Below are 18,403 nucleotides of genomic sequence, written 5' to 3' on the forward strand. Positions count from 1 at the left end.
CTCCTAAAGGAGCGTTTTTTTGAAACTGATTCAGAAATTAGATTTTAGAAACCAATTCAGGAATTACAGTGTTCAGGTCACCTACTAACCAGTAGTCTGCTACTGCATTAATTGGAGCTTCTTCATCTTTGTTGATCGCAACGATCACTTTAGATTCTTTCATACCTGCCAAGTGCTGGATCGCACCAGAGATACCTACAGCGATGTACAGGTCAGGTGCAACGATCTTACCAGTTTGACCAACCTGCATATCGTTAGGAACGAAACCAGCATCAACTGCAGCACGTGAAGCACCTTGAGCAGCGCCAAGTTTGTCAGCTAGTGGATCAAGGATTTTGTGGTAGTTCTCACCAGAACCTACACCACGACCACCAGAAACCACGATACGAGCAGCTGTCAATTCAGGACGTTCAGATTTAACGATTTCTTCATTAATGAACTTAGAAATACCAGCATCACCAGTAGAAGCAGCAGCTTCAACCGCAGCAGAACCACCTTCAGCAGCAACCGCATCAAATGCAGTACCACGAACAGTTGCAACGATTACTGATTCAGAAGACTCAACAGTTGCAATCGCGTTACCTGCATAGATCGGACGCTTGAATGTATTTGCAGAATCAACAGCGATGATGTCTGTGATCATGCTGACATCAAGAAGTGCAGCAGCGCGTGGCAGAATGTTTTTGCCAGTTGTAGTAGAAGCAGCAAGGATATGGTTGTAGCCTTTACCTAATTCTGCAACCAGTTTTGCTACGTTTTCAGCCAGTTGGTTTGCATAAGCAGCGTCGTCAGCAAGTGAAACTTTGCTTACACCCGCAACTTTAGCTGCCTGATCAGCAACTGCTTGAGCGCCAGAACCAGCAACCAATACAGTGATATCACCACCGATTTTTTGCGCCGCAGCAACAACGTTTAAAGTAGCAGCGTTAAGTGCTTTGTTGTCGTGCTCAGCGATTACTAAAATACTCATGATTTTTATCCTTCTGTATTAGATCACTTTCGCTTCGTTTTTCAATTTTTCTACAAGTTCGTCTACAGACTTCACTTGTACGCCAGCTTTACGCTCTGCAGGAGATTCAACTTTTACTGTTTTCAGTTTAGTTGTAGTAGTTACACCGAAATCTGCAGGTGACTTAGTATCAAGCGGTTTTTTACGCGCTTTCATGATGTTTGGAAGAGCTGCATAACGTGGCTCGTTCAAACGTAAGTCAGTAGTTACGATCGCTGGAAGTGATAATTCAACAGTTTGTAGACCACCGTCGACTTCACGAGTCACTTGTACTTTGTCGCCTTCAACTTTAACTTCTGAAGCGAATGTACCTTGACCTGCACCTAGAAGTGCACCAAGCATCTGGCCAACCTGGTTAGAGTCGTCATCAATTGCTTGTTTACCAAGAAGGATCAATTGTGGTTGTTCAGCTTCAACAACACCTTTTAGAATTTTAGCAACTTCTAGCGCACCTAATTGGCTGTCATCAGCTTCAACCAGAATACCGCGGTCAGCACCAAGCGCCATTGCAGAACGGATTTGTTCTTGAGCTTCTTTAGGACCAATAGAAACAACAACGATTTCTGAAACAGTTCCTTTTTCTTTTAAACGAACCGCTTCTTCCACCGCGATTTCACAGAATGGGTTAATTGACATTTTAACGTTTGTTAAGTCAACACCACTGTTGTCCGGCTTAACGCGAACCTTAACGTTGGCATCAACCACACGTTTTACAGCAACAAGAGCCTTCATGTAATCCTCGGCTGTTTTAGCAAATGTAAATGTTGAGAAAAGTTATAATAACTCTTCACTTAAATTTTTTAGGTGCCCTATCTTGCAATGTGCACGGCATTTCGGTCAAGTCACAATTCAACAAAGAGCTGTAAAAATGCGTAATTTTCCTTGAACGATGCGTTCACAATTAATCCGTATCGATTTATTACAATGAATTTTATTAATATTTAATAAAATTTAACCTTTGATTTTTATTATGTTTTTATTTGATGAAACACATCAGAACTTTTGATTTCTGCTTATTAAATGTACAAATCTGTCCTTAGATTTGTGGAAAATGACTTATATTTAAAAATGACCGCTTTGGTCAGTTTGGACATAAAGCGAAATTAGTCAGGATTTATTCTGCATATCTGCTCAATTTACTCCGCTTTATTTTGCTGGGCAAGTCTAAAAATTGGGTTGTCATCAATCTATAAATATAAAAAAAGCATACTGGGAGCAGTATGCTTTTTTAAAATACACCATTGTCCCGTCCTGAAATAAGTTTACACCTTAAGAGACTTATTTTATGGAACATGCACAAGAACAACGAGTTAAACGCACACAACGTGATTATAGCTTCGCCTTTAAAATGATGGTTGTACATGAAGTAGAAAAAGGGCAAATTACTTATAAACAAGCTCAGGCAAAATATGGTATTCAAGGAAGATCAACTGTGCTGGTATGGTTACGCAAGCACGGACAACAGGATTGGACTTCGAATATGCCGACTTCTTCTAAACGCCAATTGACACCCCAACAACGAATCCGCCAATTAGAAAAACAGTTAGCCGCAGAAAAGCTCAAAACTGAATTTATACAGGATGTGATTTATCACATTGATAAAGAGTGTGGGACTGATCTTGGAAAAAAGTATACCGAGCACGTTTCAAAGATTGGCAAAGCCAAAGAAGACTAAGCGTTTCACGTTATTGTCAGTGGTTAGGAATCACTCGACAAGCTTATTATCAAGCAGAAAAACGTGCTCAAATGACTGCACAAGTAACAGAACAAATACTCGAGTTGGTTATGGAGTATCGCTGTCTCATGCCAAGTATCGGAACACGTAAGCTGTATTGGCTTATTAAAGGCAAATTGTTGCAGCGTGGTTTAAAGTGTGGACGGGATCAGTTATTTAAAATATTGAAAGAAAATAATTTATTGATTCGCCCCAAGCGTCGTTATACAAAAACTACGGATAGCAAGCATTGGATGAAGAAGCATCCAAATTTATTAAAGGATTATTCAGCGGTGCAAGCCAATGAAGTCTTTGTCAGTGATATTACCTATGTTGAGAGTGCTGAAGGCGTACATTATTTATCCTTAGTGACAGATGCTTATACCCGCCAGATTAAAGGTTATAAGTTATCGAATGATATGCGTGCAGAGAATGTTGTGCAGGCACTACATATGGCGATGCAGCATGTGACAGATCGGGCAGCCAGGATGATTCACCATTCAGACAGAGGCTCTCAGTATTGCTCTGAACTATATCAATCGGCATTACGCCATTATGGGGTATGTCCTTCTATGACAGATGGAGGAGACTGTTACCAGAATGCATTAGCAGAGCGGATTAATGGAATATTAAAGCAGGAGTTTTTAACTACACGATGTCAAACCATGAAAGAGTTAGATCACTTAATTGCGGAATCTATCATGATTTATAATTGCTATAGACCACATTTAAGTTTAAATATGAACACCCCGAATCAGACGTATGAGCAAACTAAAACCGAGCTAATTGCTTAACTCGGTTTGAAGTGGAATACTGTCAATCTATTTCAGGACAAGACACATTGCTTAATTAATAATTAACCAGCTTGCAGCAAGGGCAAGTAAACCACCTGAGGTGCCATCAACCCATTTCTGTTTACGTTCATCAATTTGTGTATTGCGGGTAATTCTGCTGAACAGAATGCTGAGAGCACAATAAACAATGAAAATCATGCCGATAAAAATAAAAGAGAGAATTAAGCCTTGGCTCACTGTATTTCCGCTTTTATCAATAAACTGCGGCAAGATCGCAAAATAGATCAGCATGCCTTTAGGATTGAGTAAGGCCGTAAAGAAGCCTTTTTTCACTGGATTAGCAGCAGATTTTTTCTCAATTTTCATTGAGTTTTTACTAAATACTGATTTCAACAGACTACAAGCCAGATAGAGCAAATAAGCAATACCCAACCAGCGAATCGCTTCAAACAATACCGGAAAAGACACGATAATCGCTGCGATTCCTATTGCTACGAAAATGGAATGTACCAGATAGCCTGAACAGATCCCGATGGTTGCCATCATGCCTGCTTTTGCATCTTTACCCATCACTTGAGACAGGATAAACAGCATATCTGGTCCAGGTGTAAAAATCAGGGGAAGCACGGTTAGTGCAAAAAGTGCAAATACAGACATTTCCTTTTCCTTTAAATCTTCGGAAAGTGGAATTAGTATCTGCGAATTTTTACAAAATAGGCTTTCAATTTATTTTATAATAAGTATTATTTTTCGAATTATATTCTAATTTATGAAAATATCTTCCAAGTCTGTGCGAGTAAAACTTGATCGAATTGATAAAAATATCATTCATCACTTGCAAGCCAATGGTCGTATTCAGAACAACGATCTGGCACGTGAAATTGGACTATCCCCTTCTTCCTGTCTGCGCCGGGTAAAGTTGCTTGAAGATGCGGGCGTGATCCAGAATTACACCACCATTGTCGATTCACAGAAAATCGGTTTTCAGTTGATTCTGTTTTCACGGATTTGGCTGGTGGGTCAGGATGCAGAGACGATTGATACCTTTATTGAAGCAATGAAGGAACTACCGCAAGTGATGGAGTGTTATATCATTCTAGGCGAATGTGATGCGATGTTAAAAGTTGTAGTGCCTGATCTGGAAAGTTACCGCCAATTTCAGTCCACACATTTGACCAAGAAAAATGGCATTACCAGTGTCAAAACAGATTTACCCAGCCAGATCATCAAGCAAAGTTTTCAGTTACCGCTGGATGACTTATAAAATATTTTAGCAATAAAAAAGGATGACCTTGGTCATCCTTCATATTTATTAAACTTGCAAAAAGTCACGATGTACATGACTCAGTTCAATCAGTTCATAAGACTTCAGATCGAAAATATTCCAGATTTCGAGCGCATCTTCTTTCAGGTCAACAGCTTGACTGGCTCGCTGCGTGGTCTGCCATTGCAGATCAGAAATCCATAGATAATACTGGTCTGCCTCAGGATTATAAGCCTGCATTTTCCCTTCTGCATTAATCCCTTGCACGATTGCTCCTTTAGGGAGAACGGCTTCAATAGTGGGCAAGCTAATCTCAACAAAATGTTTAATCTGGCGTAAACCATAACCCGCAAACATATCTTTTTGGGCTGGGCTTAACTGCGCATGCTTTTGTTGTATATCCGGGATAATTGCTGTGTCCATAAAAATTCCAGTATCGAGATCGCTGATTTTCTTTTAAAAATTGATTACTATTTATACTTATATCCAAAAACAGCCATTTGAAAAATAAGACAATAGTGAAATATCTTTCAAACATTCTGTTCAGGTCATATTTTAAGCATGATACATGACAGTTTTATGCCATGAATCCTAATCATCCGACAAGCGGAAGAAAACTTTAAATTTTTCCTATTCTTTATGCTGTGCCCGCGGATGCGCCTGATCATAAATCTGCGCAAGTCGATCAAAATCAATATGAGTATAAATTTGTGTAGTACTCAAATTGCTATGCCCCAACATTTCCTGAACGGCACGAAGATCACCACTATTCGACAGCATATGGCTGGCAAAACAATGCCGTAACAAATGCGGATGCAGGTCAACATTAACCCCTGCACGCTGTGCCTGAAACTTGACCCGGTTTTCAATTTGCCGTGCACCGAGCGGATTGCCTTTTTGGGTGATAAATACATTCGCGTCAGGTACAAAATCGCCATTCCAGAGCGGATAAATTTTTAGCCATTCCATCAGACTATCTTTGGCTCTTGAACCAAAAGGCACCACCCGGGTTTTATTGCCTTTACCGGTAATACGGAGGAGCTGACGATTAAAATCAACATCCTTGATTCTTAAGCTCTGAATTTCTGCCAAACGTAAACCACTGGAATAGAGTAATTCCAGAATTGCCTTATCTCTCAACCACATTTGTTGCTGCGCTTCGGTTTCTGGAGCAGGCTGGTCCAGAATCTGGTTCACAGTTTCAATATCGACCATACCCGGTAAAGGACGTGACTGACGTTTCAACTGAAAATCATCAGCCGGATTAAACGCCAGATACTGCGCCTGCTCTGCCCATTTCATGAACTGGCGAATCGAAGAGAGCATCCGCTGCAAGCTACTCGAACTTAATCCGTGCTGCTCGACTTTTTCAGCCAGAAATTGACGTAAATCTGTGGCTTCCACATTATTGAGCGCCAATTGTTGTATGGTGCAGAATTCCAGAAAATCAGCCACATCACGTTCATAGGCCTGTAAGGTATGTTTAGACTGGTTCTGGATCTCACGTTCTTTGAGCCAGATTTCGAGCAAGTCTTTTGCAGAAAGGTTTATTACTTGCTCCATTCAATTGGCTCCAGCCAGGCTTCAATCAGTTCTGCGGTCTGTACTGGATGAGTCGCCGCAAAGAAATGATCCCCGCCTTGAATTACATGCAGGTTTGCATGTTTAAAATTTTGCTTTAAGCATTGCCCCACCTGAACGGTGCTTAAAGTGTCTTGATCACCCCAGATCAGTAGAACAGGAATCTCAAGATTGCTTAACTGTTTCAGGCTAAATATGGTTTGATCTTGTAAAAACCAGTCAGGAACATCTTTAAACTGCTCGCGATAATCTATCCGCCAGTCACCACAACCGAACTGGGATAGATCCAGACCACCTGAAGTTGCCAATAAAACCAGTCCTTTGACTTTCTGTGGATGATGCAGTGCAATTGCAACTGCCAATACTCCCCCCATAGATTGAGCAACCAGAATTGAATCATCTTCAATCTGCCTTGTGATGAATTCCTGCAGATCATGAAGATTTTGAATAGTCGAATCTGGTTCTACCCCATCGAAGCCCGGATATGCCAATATTTTTGTAGATTGATCTGTTTTTAAATGAGCCAACAAGGGCTGCCAAAAGCCTTGGCTGCCTGATGCACCCGGTAAAAACACAAGCTGATTCATAAGGCTGTTGTGATATTAATTAAATATGGAATTTATCCTATCATAAAAAAAGCACCGTACTATGTGCGGTGCTTTTTAGAGAAATAAATGTTGGGATTAACCTTGGAAGTAGCGCAAGTCCAGTCGACCTTCATAAACATTGGCGGTTGGACCTGTCATCCAGACCACATCACCTTCTTTCCATTCAATCTGCAATTTACCACCCGCAAGTTCAATTTCGACCTTGCTAGATAACAAACCACGGCGCATACCAGACACTGCTGCAGCACAGGCACCTGTACCACAAGCTAGTGTTTCGCCTACACCACGCTCATAAACACGCAAACGGGCATGCTTTTCATCAATGATCTGCATAAATCCAGCATTAACGCGTGCCGGGAAACGCACATGGGATTCCACCTGTGGACCAATCTTAGCCACATCGGCAGTCAATACATCCGGAACAATCGTCACTGCATGTGGATTACCCATATTGACCACATCAATTGTCAGCTTTTCTCCACCCGCCAGATCGATGTCATACAGATTTTCCGGTTCTTCTGCCACAAATGGAATTTCCTGAGGCAGGAATTTTGGATAACCCATATTCACTCGCACCCAGCCATTGGCACCGAGTTCAGGTTCCACGATTCCAGCTTTGGTCTGTACCTTGATTTTGGTTTTAGTGGTCAATTGACGCTCATGCACGAAACGGGCAAAACAGCGTACACCATTGCCGCACTGCTCAACCTCAGAACCATCCGCATTAAAAATACGGTATTTAAAATCTGCACTTGGAATATCAGGCGGTTCAACAATCAAGAGCTGGTCAAAACCCACACCAAAGTTACGATTTGCCAAGCGCTGAATAGTGAGAGTATCCAGATAAGCACGCTGGCTAATCAGGTCTACCACCATAAAATCATTGCCCAGGCCATGCATCTTGGTAAATTCAAGCAACATTACTCAGTCTCCTTAAGGCAATAAACGCTCACGTTCCCAAAGTGATTCAACCGTTTCACGCTCACGAATCAGATGCGCCTGATCACCATTGACCATCACTTCAGCAGCACGGCCACGACTGTTATAGTTTGAACTCATTACGAAACCATATGCACCAGCTCCCAGTACTGCCAGCACATCATTTTCTTTAATGGCAAGCTCACGTTCCTTACCCAGAAAATCGCCAGTTTCACAGATTGCGCCCACCACATCCCATTCTTTTGTTTCCATATCCGTACGCGGTGTCACGGATTGAATATCCATCCATGCTTCATATAAAGCTGGACGAATCAGGTCATTCATCGCGGCATCAATGATGGCAAAGTTACGGTGATTGGTTGGTTTCAGTAAATCCACTTTGGTCAGTAACACGCCTGCATTGGCAGAGATACTACGACCCGGCTCCATATAAACTTTCAGACCCAGTTTTTCTAAAGCAGGACGCATGGCATTGGCATATTCTTCAACCGATGGCGGTGTTTCATCTTTATATGTCACACCCAGACCACCACCGATATCGATGTGTTTCAAGTTAATTCCCATGTCTTTCAGCTTATCGATCATGACAATGACACGCTCCAGCGCATCAACAAAAGGCTGGGTTTCAGTCAACTGTGAACCAATATGGCAGTCAATACCTACAACTTCAAGATTTGGCAATGACGCTGCATATTGATAAGTTTCAAATACGCTATCTGATGGAATACCAAATTTGTTTTCTTTTAAGCCTGTTGAAATATATGGATGGGTTTTGGCATCGACATCCGGATTCACACGTAGTGAAATTGGCGCTTTAACATTAAGTTCAGCCGCTACTTTCTGAATACGGTCCAGTTCGGCATATGACTCGACATTAAAACAGGCGATGCCTACTTCCAATGCCTTTTTAATATCTGCTTCTGATTTACCCAGACCTGAGAATACGATTTTTGAAGGTTCACCACCGGCTTTCAATACACGAGCCAGTTCACCGCCAGTCACGATATCGAAACCAGCACCCTGCTTGGCCAATACATTCAATACCGCAAGATTAGAGTTTGACTTTACCGCAAAACAGATTTGATGATCGATAAAGCTAAAAGCACGGTCCATATCCAGATAATGCTTTTCAAAAGTTGCTTTTGAATAAACATAAAGTGGTGTGCCAAATTGCTCTGCGAGCTGTTGCAGTGAACATTGCTCAGCATGCAATACCCCATTAATGCGGGTGAAACTCATGAATGTATCCTTTCTCTGAAAGTCTTAAGGAGATGGTGTTGAATCGGATTCAGCGGGTGCTTCAAACTGCTGTTTGACCGGCGCATCCTGTTGTTCATCTGATACTTGCGGTGCAGATTCAGTATTTTTATAGAGTAAATACTTGGCACGTTTATCGTAGTTTGGATCATTTGGAAGATGTAAAGCTCCCGACTGACCACAACCGACCAAGGCAAAACCGACTGTAATTAAACTGATGTAGCAAATGACCTGACGCATCTGACCACCTATATGAGTATTTTCGATGAAGTATAACGCGATCATCCGCATGACCAAAGCGCTAAACGCTAGAGAGTATATTCAGACATAAAAAAACGCCAGCAGATCGCTGACGTTTTTATTGATATGGATTATTTATGTTTCTGTTTATAGAAGCCTAAATATCCAATAATCAGTAAAATGAACCAGACCGGGCTGACCATCAAGGCACGACGGGTATCATCTTCCAACGATAACACACCAATCATGCCGACAAAGAAAATAATCACGATCCAGCAAGTCACCAATCCACCAGGCAGCTTGAATATGGATTTAGCATGCAATTCTGGACGAGTACGGTAATAGATCATGTAGCTCCAGATAATGATCAGCCATACACAGATAAACAGAATGGTCGATAGAGTCGTTGCTAAGGTAAATGCTTCAACCGTATTCGGCACGAAGTATTGTAATGCTGCACCGAGCAATAAACAAATCGCAGAGAAATACAAAGCATTCGCTGGAACGGCGCGCGAATTCAAACGACCAAAGGCTTTAGGTGCCTGTTCTTCACGAGATAAACCGAACAGCATACGACTGGTCGAGAACACCCCACTGTTCATTGATGACATTACTGATGACAGCACCACCAGGTTCATGATGATTGCAGCCGCCGCAATACCTGCCTGACTAAACAGATTCACGAACGGAGAAACATTTGGATTGATCTGATCCCATGGTGTCACTGACATCACAATGATCAAAGCCAGCACATAGAAAATAATGATACGGATCGGAATCGAGTTCACCGCTTTAGGCAGGTTACGCTCTGGATCTTTGGTTTCAGCAGCCGTAGTACCAACCAGCTCTACACCCACAAAGGCAAAAATCGCAATTTGGAAACCGGCTAGGAAGCCCATAGTCCCAGTCGGGAACAAACCGCCATGATCCCAGATATGGGCAAATGAAGCGACCGTACCTGCATCACTAGTAAAACCAGTAAAGATCATCCATAAACCTACAGCGATCAGTACAATAATGGCGATAATCTTGATCAAAGCAAACCAGAATTCCATTTCACCAAACAGTTTCACGGTTGCCAGGTTCAAGCCCATAATGAAGACAATAGAGGCAATACTGATCAGTACGCCTTCGCCCGGAGTAAATGGCAGGCCGTTATTGAAGAATTGCAAGTAATAGATAATGGCAGACAAATCCGCGATACCAATCGTGATCCAGCATAACCAGTACGTCCAGCCGACAAAATAACCTGCCCATGGCCCGATCAGATCGGTGGCAAAATCGATAAAAGATTTATATTGCAGATTGGATAATAATAATTCACCCAACGCGCGCATGACCAGAAACACCATAAAACCGATGATCATATAAATCACCAGAATAGATGGTCCTGCCAGGCTAATGGTTTTCCCTGAACCCATAAACAGGCCGGTGCCAATCGCACCCCCAATGGCAATTAACTGCAGGTGCCGGTTGGACAAACTACGCTGTAGCTCACCATCTTCCGATGATGAGTGACTATATTTTTCTGACATTATTTCATTTCAACTTTGAGTTTTAATCGCGACAAATTAACGTAAAAAACCTGGAATACAAAAAGAAAATTCGCATCATTTGTATTTTCCAACTAATCTTGCAAGTTAATTTATTTTTCTTATATCAATATTCATTTATCTTTAGTCTTGGTTTTAAGGCGCAATGAATACAGGATTTTTCTTGTCAAAGCGCTGAAACTATGTAAAAAATAGAATACAAATCCGCCAATATTCGCGTTTAGGATGAGCGCGCATGGCATAGCAATTGCTTTTCAATCAACATCTCAAATAAAGCTGACACGGATAAATAAGAAGAAATTTATGCAAAATTTACAAAGTATCATGGAAACCGTCAGTGGCTGGGTCTGGGGCCCTTATATGCTGGTCCTCATTGTCGGGACCGGTATATTCCTGACCTTCCGCCTGCTGTTCTGGCAGTTCCGCATGTTACCACTGGCCTTTAAACAGGTTTTTGGCAAACACCCTTCGCATGAAGGCGATATTTCCCAATTTGGCTCACTCATGACCGCACTGTCAGCTACCATCGGTACCGGTAATATTGCCGGTGTGGCAACCGCTTGTGTACTGGGCGGCCCAGGGGCCGTGTTCTGGATGTGGATGACTGCCCTGTTCGGAATGGCAACCAAATATGGCGAAGGTGTACTGGCCGTCAAATACCGGGTTAAAAATGAACGCGGTGAAATGTCTGGCGGTCCAATGTATTACATTGAGCGTGGCCTGAAATGGAAATGGCTGGCACTAATCTTTGCGTTCTTTGGTGCTGTGGCGTCTTTCGGAATTGGTAGTTCAGTTCAGTCCAACACCGTTGCACTCGCGGTAGAAAATGGTTTTGGTCTAGAAACCTGGGTTACAGGTATCGTGATTACTGCGTTTTCTGCACTAGTAATTCTGGGCGGGATTAAGTGGATTTCTAGGGCTGCCTCTTTCATCGTACCGATCATGGCGATTGGCTATGTAGCGGGCGGTCTGATCATTATTTTCACCCATCTGGATTTAGTGGGTCCTGCACTGAAAATGATCTTCACCTATGCCTTTACTGGTGAAGCAGCGGTTGGTGGTGCAATTGGTGCCGCGATCCGTTACGGTGTGGCACGTGGTGTATTCTCAAATGAAGCTGGTATGGGCTCTGCACCGATTGCCGCTGCTGCGGCTAAAACAGATCACCCTGCTCGTCAGGGTCTGGTGTCTATGACCGGTACTTTTATTGACACGATTATTGTTTGTTCGATTACCGGTATTGTCCTGGTAATGGGCTTCATCATGGCCGGCAATGACTTTGGTGGTCAGACTGGTGCAGTATTGACTATCGGGGTATTCGACAAATTGCTACCAGGTGTTGGTGGATGGGTCGTGACTTTCGGTATTATCTTCTTTGCCTACTCCACTATTCTGGGCTGGAGCTACTACGGCGAAAAATGTGCAACCTATTTGCTCGGTGAGAAATTTGTATTCCCTTATCGCATCATCTATATCCTGTCAGTATTTATTGGCTGTGTCGCGACACTGGATCTGGTCTGGCTGTTTGCCGATACCTTCAACGGTTTGATGGCGATTCCAAACTTGATCGGCTTGTTATTGCTTTCAGGTGTGATTGCCAAAGAATCGAAAGACTTTATTGCCCGACGCAAGTCTGGTGAGCTTTATTAATTTAATCTAAAGCCCTAAAGAAAAAAGCCACTGTAAAAGTGGCTTTTTTATGGCCTTAAACTTCTAGACAGAATCAGTTTAAACGTCCAGAAAATTCATCCTCATCATGATTTAGACTCAGAAATTCCTCACGGTCTGCTTCAATCTCAAGCGCTGTTTCTAAAGACAATACAAAGAACAGCACTCCCGGAATCTTCATTTCCTCTTCGGCATCTTCCAGATGCTCACTGACCATTTGGTAAATCGGATGAGCTTCATCAAATGGTACATCGATATAAAGATCACCTGAATAACTTTCAATCACACCAGGCTGTTCTATGCCCATACAGGGTGCAAAGTTAATTTGGCGTTGCTTCAGCCATTCCATCAGGTTCTGACGTAAATGATAGGACTCGGCATCTGCATTTTCATGTTCGTAATTTTCAAAATGTACAAATAATACATCACGGTCTTTTTCACGTGCGATCGCATCGATATGTTTTAAAAGTTGTGGCATGTCAGGTTTCCTGTACCCGCGATGAATTTTCTCATTATAGAAGGTATTTCACTTTCATGTAGAAAGGTAAATTCATATGCGTCATATGCTGACGTAAATCACTGACTTTTTCAGCTAAAGGTCTTGGTTTTCAGTCTCATTCACCGCTATGCTGTAGCCCCCATTCCCAATATTTATTTTCGGAAATTATGGCTAAAGTAAAAAGTGTGTACCGTTGTGAACAATGTGGAGCAGACCATCCCAAATGGGCGGGTCAGTGTTCTGAATGTGGAGAATGGAACAGTCTGGTAGAAGTCAGTATTATGCCAGCAACGACACATCGTGCTCAGCCAAAAATTGGGGGCTATGCCGGCCAGGCAGCTGCGATTACCACTTTAAATAAAGTCTCCGTTTCACATGAAACCCGGTTGCAAACAGGGATTGGTGAGTTTGACCGAGTCTTAGGCGGTGGTCTGGTCACAGGTTCTGTGGTGCTGATTGGTGGTGACCCGGGGATTGGTAAGTCAACTATCTTATTGCAAACCGCAACTCACATGGCAGCGGGTAATAGCTCAGCCCTGTATGTCACAGGTGAAGAATCTCTGTCTCAGGTGGCATTACGCGCCCAGCGTCTGGACTTGCCAACCGACCAGTTGAAAGTCATGGCAGAAACCTGTGTGGAACGCATTTGCGAGGTGCTTGCACAGGAACGTCCTGCTGTTGCGATTCTGGACTCGATTCAGACTTTATATACCGAAACCTTGCAGTCTGCGCCAGGTGGTGTATCACAGATCCGTGAGTCTGCCGCCCTATTGACCCGTTTCGCCAAAAATAGCGGCACTGCTCTGTTTATTGTCGGTCATGTGACTAAAGAAGGTGCCTTAGCAGGTCCACGTGTACTGGAACATATGGTGGACTGTGTGCTGTATTTTGAAGGCCAGTCGGATTCACGTTATCGTATGATCCGCGCAGTCAAAAACCGTTTCGGTGCAGTCAATGAACTTGGCGTCTTTGGCATGACCGATAAAGGTCTGCGTGAAGTGGCCAATCCATCTGCTATTTTCCTCAGTCGTTATGATGAAGCGATTCCAGGCTCCATCGTCATGATTAGCCGCGAAGGGACTCGTCCACTCCTGGTTGAAGTTCAGGCGTTGGTCGATGATGCCCACGGCCAGCCACGCCGTGTAGCTTTGGGTCTAGAACAAAACCGTCTGAATATGCTGCTGGCCGTAATGCATCGTCATGGTGGCGTACAAACTTCTGGTCAGGATGTCTATGTCAATATCGTCGGTGGCTTAAAGATTACTGAGACCGGTTCTGACCTGGCTGTACTTTTAGCCTGTGCCTCCAGTATCCGGACCAAAGCGCTGCCTCAGCAACTGGCTGTTTTTGGTGAAGTTGGTCTTTCTGGCGAAATTCGTCCGGTCCCGAATGGTCAGGAACGTCTGAAAGAGGCAGTAAAACACGGTTTTAAATATATTATTTTGCCGCGTGCCAATGCACCGCAAAAACCAATTCCCGGCGTGCAGGTCATTGCTGTAGCCCGATTGCATGAGGCTTTGAGTGAAGCCATGAGCCTAAGTGACGAACTCAATTAGTTTTAATCGATAAATCTTGCGAAAAGCCTAAAAAAATACACATTTTTGATTGAAATCCCCTATAAAGCCTATATAAATAGAGTATTCAAATAAGTTTTTTTCACATAGGAAAATTGAATGGAAGTTCGACAGCGTGGTTTGATTGCAGGTCTTTTAACAGCAGCATTACTGGTTGCTCCTTTAACTGCTGAAGCAAAACGTGCCGGTGGCGGTAAAAGCCATGGTATGCAACGTTCTGCTGCGCCTACTCAATCTTATCAACAACCTCGTCAAGCTGCGCCAGCACAACAGGCTCCAGCCGCTGGTGCTGCAACTCAGCAAAGATCTGGCCCAGGCGTAGGTAGTATGGTTGCTGCCGGTGTAGCCGGTGCTGCCGTGGGTGCAGTTGCTGCCAATGCGCTGGCTGATGACAAAGAAGTACAAGCGGCTTCTGAAGCTCAAGCAGCTCAACAGCAACAAGAGGAAAAAGGTGGTATTCCTGGCTGGATCTGGATTTTACTTGCTGCCGCTGTTGCCTTCTTCATTTTCCGTAAGATGGGCGCAAAAAAAAAAGTAGCTTCTAATCCATACGCTCCAAATAGTGGTGCTGGTCATTCAGCACCATTTGGTCAGACACCTCCTCGCGGTGGTGACAACACCAATATTTTTGATCAGAACGTAGGTGGTAGCACGCCAAGCACAAATGCTCCGTTTGGTTCAGCTCCGGTAAATAACGCGCCATTTGGTGCAGCCTATACCAATAGCGGCAACCAGCTTCCAGATGGTACAGAACCTGCGACTTTCTTACGTGTGGCACGTCAACGTTTCAACCACATTCAGTCAATGAATACGGCGAGCAACATTTCAGAAATTAAACGTTACCTGACCCCTGATCTTTACCAGTCAATGTATAACGATATTATGGCAAATCAGGATCAGGACGTAGCTGAGTTCTCTAACCTGAATGCAATGGTTGTGGATTCATCAACTGAGAATGGTCAATACGTAGTAAGCGTACGCTTCACTGGTACTGTAAGTGAAGACCTGAATAGCCAACCTCAACCGTTTGCTGAAATCTGGCACTTTGTCAAGCCTGCCGGCTCTCAGCAAGATTGGGTGGTTGCAGGAATCCAGCAAGACTAAGTTTTTATCTCATTAATCGTATATCAACAGCGGCTTTCAGGCCGCTGTTTTGCTTTCTGAATCATTGAAAATTATTTAAATTTATTCTTGTTCTTTTTCTATTCATTTTATTGTTATTCCTCTAAACAAATAGCTTAGTTTGTGTGTTTTAAGCGCTATCAGTCGACTTTTATACAAAAGCCAGTTTTCAGATTGGCTTTTTTATTTTGAACCTTTTAATCTAGATACAAAGATATTTGAGATACTGACATGACTGAGCGTGTTTCTCCCCCTGCCACGCTGGCAAACCGCGCACTGGCAGGCAATGCTGAAGCCCAATTTGAGCTTGCCGAACTATATATGCAGAGCGAGCATGACGAAGACATCATGCTGGCCGAAGAGTGGGCATTGAAAGCAGCCAATGGTGGCTGGGTTGAAGCCATGTACTGGCTCGGTGAGGGTTATACGGTTTATGCCAAAGAGATTGCTGAGGAAGACCTAGAAGATTCTAAAGCTCACTTTGAGTTAGCCTATTACTGGTTGAGCAAAGCCAATTTCGAAAAACACTCTGCAGCAACTTTGGAGCTGGCTGGCTTTTACCGACGTGGTGATGTGGTCGAAAAAGATATCGAAAAATCCATTGCTCTTGTAAAGCAAGCAGCTGAATGGGGCGAAGTTCAAGCCATGCGTGATCTTGCCTTTATTTATGCCAATGGTCTTGGTGTGGTCGTTGATGACATACAGGCAGATTACTGGACTAAGAAAGCAGATGAAATTGAGCAGGACATAGAATAAATAACAAGCCCATTAGATGATGGGCTTTTTTACGAGAATAAAACTTTATTTCAGTTTTCAAATACCAGGTTATTTCTCAAAATATTTTCAAAATTTTCTTATTAGTCAGATATTAAACAATTTCGGATTGGAACCAAATTAATTTCCAAGTACAATACCCCGCTAGTCGAGGGATGCTGCGACGTTTTACAGGTACGAAATGTAAAAGCGCCAGGCTCGACGATCGGTCCAACTTTTTCTAGACAGACCAACAACGGCATCCGCGAACTGAATGATCAATTATTGTTTTTTATAAGGAGATCGTGATGAACGCGGTTAATGCTTCATTTACAGATTATAAAGTTGCTGATATTTCCCTAGCTGACTACGGTCGTAAAGAAATCAAACTTGCAGAAGCTGAAATGCCAGCCCTAATGGGTCTGCGTAAACGCTACTCAGCTGCTAAACCACTTGCTGGTGCCAAAATTCTTGGCTGTATCCACATGACTATTCAAACTGCGGTTTTAATTGAAACTCTAGTTGAATTAGGCGCTGAAGTTCGTTGGACTTCTTGTAACATTTTCTCTACTCAAGACCACGCTGCTGCTGCAATCGCTGCTCTTGGTATTCCTGTATTTGCATGGAAAGGCGAAACAGAAGAAGAATACATGTGGTGTCTTGAGCAACAGATCAATGTGAACGGCAAACCTTGGGATGCCAACATGATTCTGGATGATGGTGGTGACTTAACTGCTGTTGTTCACGAAAAATATCCTGAACTGATTGCAAAAATCCACGGTATTACTGAAGAAACAACTACAGGTGTAGCACGTCTTCTAGAAATGTGGAAAGACGGCTCTCTGAAAGTTCCTGCGATCAACGTCAACGATTCAGTAACCAAGTCTAAAAACGACAATAAATACGGTTGCCGTCACTCTCTAAATGATGCGATCAAACGTGCAACTGACATGCTGCTTTCTGGCCGTCGTGCATTAGTGATCGGCTATGGTGACGTAGGTAAAGGTTCTGCTCAGTCTCTTCGTCAAGAGGGTATGATCGTACGTGTATCTGAAATCGATCCAATCTGTGCGATGCAAGCATGCATGGACGGTTATGAAGTGGTTTCTCCATACAAAAACGGCGTTCAAACTGGCAAAAAAGAAGATATAAATGTTGATCTTCTTCAAAATACCGACCTGATCGTGACTACAACTGGTAACTACCACGTATGTGACGCTGCGATGCTAGATACACTGAAAGCTGGCGCAGTGGTTTGTAACATTGGTCACTTCGACACTGAAATCGATACTAACTACTTACGTGGTTACAAATGGGTTGAAGTGAAACCTCAAGTACACCAAGTATATCGTTCAGAAAATGAAAACGATTACCTGATCCTGCTTTCTGAAGGTCGTCTGGTGAACCTGGGTAACGCAACTGGTCACCCATCACGTGTGATGGACGGTTCTTTTGCAAACCAGGTTCTAGGTCAAATGCACCTGTTCGCTGAAAAATTTGCGGATCTTCCAGAAGACCAAAAACAAGCAGCGATTCGTGTAGAACTACTTCCTAAGAAATTGGACGAAGAAGTTGCTGCTGCAATGGTTGCCGGTTTCGGTGGTGTGCTGACTCAATTGACTCCAGAACAGGCAGATTACCTAGGCGTACCTGTTGAAGGTCCATTCAAGTCTGATGCTTATAAATACTAATTTTTGATTTCCACCTCACCCCGGCCCTCTCCTATAAGGAGAGGGAGATTTCCATTGTGAAAATTGTTATAGGGTAAATCTTAAAGACTTTAACTATCACAATGGTAGTCCCTTCTCCCTCTGGGAGAAGGTTAGGA

General features: G+C 43.1%; 18 protein-coding genes. 7 read left to right on the forward strand and 11 right to left on the reverse strand.

Going from position 1 to position 18,403, the window contains the following annotated elements; translation table 11 throughout:
* Positions 1 to 37: 37 nt before the first annotated feature.
* Both FOC32_RS15285 and FOC32_RS15290 read right to left on the reverse strand, forming a co-directional pair.
* The gene (locus FOC32_RS15285; RefSeq protein ID WP_175967961.1) at positions 38 to 970 is read right to left on the reverse strand and encodes an electron transfer flavoprotein subunit alpha/FixB family protein; all 933 of its coding nucleotides are present in this window, start codon (positions 968 to 970) and stop codon (positions 38 to 40) included.
* 18 nt (positions 971 to 988) lie between these two features.
* On the reverse strand, positions 989 to 1,741 hold the full coding sequence (locus tag FOC32_RS15290; protein ID WP_004784673.1) for an electron transfer flavoprotein subunit beta/FixA family protein: 753 nt from the start codon (positions 1,739 to 1,741) through the stop codon (positions 989 to 991).
* A 553-nt stretch (positions 1,742 to 2,294) separates the two neighbouring features.
* On the opposite strand from FOC32_RS15290, the gene FOC32_RS15295 reads away from it, so the two are divergent.
* Positions 2,295 to 3,517 (forward strand): IS3 family transposase gene (locus tag FOC32_RS15295; RefSeq protein ID WP_175966018.1). Its coding sequence is split into 2 segments (ribosomal slippage): positions 2,295 to 2,631 and positions 2,631 to 3,517, totalling 1,224 coding nucleotides; the frame shifts between segments, so codons are not numbered across the junction.
* 51 nt (positions 3,518 to 3,568) lie between these two features.
* Here FOC32_RS15295 and FOC32_RS15300 read toward each other — a convergent pair.
* The gene (locus FOC32_RS15300) at positions 3,569 to 4,174 is read right to left on the reverse strand and encodes a LysE family translocator (protein WP_004784676.1); all 606 of its coding nucleotides are present in this window, start codon (positions 4,172 to 4,174) and stop codon (positions 3,569 to 3,571) included.
* A 112-nt stretch (positions 4,175 to 4,286) separates the two neighbouring features.
* Here FOC32_RS15300 and FOC32_RS15305 point away from each other — a divergent pair, with 112 nt between their 5' ends.
* The gene (locus FOC32_RS15305; protein ID WP_004784677.1) at positions 4,287 to 4,781 is read left to right on the forward strand and encodes an Lrp/AsnC family transcriptional regulator; all 495 of its coding nucleotides are present in this window, start codon (positions 4,287 to 4,289) and stop codon (positions 4,779 to 4,781) included.
* Between the two features lie 48 nt (positions 4,782 to 4,829).
* On the opposite strand, the gene FOC32_RS15310 is transcribed toward FOC32_RS15305, so the two are convergent.
* From FOC32_RS15310 to FOC32_RS15340, 7 genes are all read right to left on the reverse strand, one after another.
* Entirely contained in the window at positions 4,830 to 5,204 is a 375-nt protein-coding gene (locus FOC32_RS15310; protein WP_175967962.1) for a hypothetical protein, read from the reverse strand.
* Between the two features lie 207 nt (positions 5,205 to 5,411).
* Entirely contained in the window at positions 5,412 to 6,302 is an 891-nt protein-coding gene (xerA, locus tag FOC32_RS15315; protein ID WP_175968222.1) for a site-specific tyrosine recombinase/integron integrase, read from the reverse strand.
* A gap of 29 nt (positions 6,303 to 6,331) precedes the next feature.
* Positions 6,332 to 6,949, reverse strand: a complete 618-nt coding sequence (locus tag FOC32_RS15320) for an alpha/beta fold hydrolase (protein WP_175967964.1) — start codon at positions 6,947 to 6,949, stop codon at positions 6,332 to 6,334.
* A gap of 96 nt (positions 6,950 to 7,045) precedes the next feature.
* Entirely contained in the window at positions 7,046 to 7,891 is an 846-nt protein-coding gene (gene dapF, locus FOC32_RS15325) for a diaminopimelate epimerase (protein WP_004784684.1), read from the reverse strand.
* 12 nt (positions 7,892 to 7,903) lie between these two features.
* On the reverse strand, positions 7,904 to 9,148 hold the full coding sequence (gene lysA, locus FOC32_RS15330; protein ID WP_175967966.1) for a diaminopimelate decarboxylase: 1,245 nt from the start codon (positions 9,146 to 9,148) through the stop codon (positions 7,904 to 7,906).
* A gap of 24 nt (positions 9,149 to 9,172) precedes the next feature.
* Positions 9,173 to 9,406 (reverse strand): LPS translocon maturation chaperone LptM, encoded by a 234-nt coding sequence (gene lptM, locus FOC32_RS15335; RefSeq protein WP_005236736.1) that lies wholly within the window; start codon positions 9,404 to 9,406, stop codon positions 9,173 to 9,175.
* Positions 9,407 to 9,537: 131 nt separating this feature from the next.
* Positions 9,538 to 10,941 (reverse strand): amino acid permease, encoded by a 1,404-nt coding sequence (locus tag FOC32_RS15340; RefSeq protein WP_034170961.1) that lies wholly within the window; start codon positions 10,939 to 10,941, stop codon positions 9,538 to 9,540.
* A 321-nt stretch (positions 10,942 to 11,262) separates the two neighbouring features.
* Between FOC32_RS15340 and FOC32_RS15345 the strand changes: the two genes are divergently transcribed.
* Positions 11,263 to 12,609, forward strand: coding sequence for an alanine/glycine:cation symporter family protein (locus tag FOC32_RS15345; protein WP_175967968.1), 1,347 nt, complete (start codon positions 11,263 to 11,265; stop codon positions 12,607 to 12,609).
* A gap of 73 nt (positions 12,610 to 12,682) precedes the next feature.
* Here FOC32_RS15345 and FOC32_RS15350 read toward each other — a convergent pair whose 3' ends face one another.
* Positions 12,683 to 13,105, reverse strand: coding sequence for a hypothetical protein (locus FOC32_RS15350; protein WP_175967969.1), 423 nt, complete (start codon positions 13,103 to 13,105; stop codon positions 12,683 to 12,685).
* Positions 13,106 to 13,293: 188 nt separating this feature from the next.
* On the opposite strand from FOC32_RS15350, the gene radA reads away from it, so the two are divergent.
* The 4 genes from radA to ahcY all read left to right on the forward strand — a co-directional run bounded on the left by radA (position 13,294) and on the right by ahcY (position 18,266).
* Positions 13,294 to 14,682: a DNA repair protein RadA gene (radA, locus tag FOC32_RS15355; protein ID WP_175967970.1), complete on the forward strand. Its 1,389-nt coding sequence runs from the start codon at positions 13,294 to 13,296 to the stop codon at positions 14,680 to 14,682.
* 117 nt (positions 14,683 to 14,799) lie between these two features.
* The gene (locus FOC32_RS15360) at positions 14,800 to 15,804 is read left to right on the forward strand and encodes a Tim44 domain-containing protein (protein ID WP_175967971.1); all 1,005 of its coding nucleotides are present in this window, start codon (positions 14,800 to 14,802) and stop codon (positions 15,802 to 15,804) included.
* Positions 15,805 to 16,053: 249 nt separating this feature from the next.
* On the forward strand, positions 16,054 to 16,578 hold the full coding sequence (locus FOC32_RS15365) for a tetratricopeptide repeat protein (protein WP_175967972.1): 525 nt from the start codon (positions 16,054 to 16,056) through the stop codon (positions 16,576 to 16,578).
* 305 nt (positions 16,579 to 16,883) lie between these two features.
* Entirely contained in the window at positions 16,884 to 18,266 is a 1,383-nt protein-coding gene (ahcY, locus tag FOC32_RS15370) for an adenosylhomocysteinase (RefSeq protein ID WP_175967973.1), read from the forward strand.
* The last annotated feature ends 137 nt before the right edge of the window (positions 18,267 to 18,403 follow it).

This window comes from Acinetobacter sp. FDAARGOS_724, from assembly GCF_013364475.1.
Lineage (GTDB): Bacteria > Pseudomonadota > Gammaproteobacteria > Pseudomonadales > Moraxellaceae > Acinetobacter > Acinetobacter variabilis.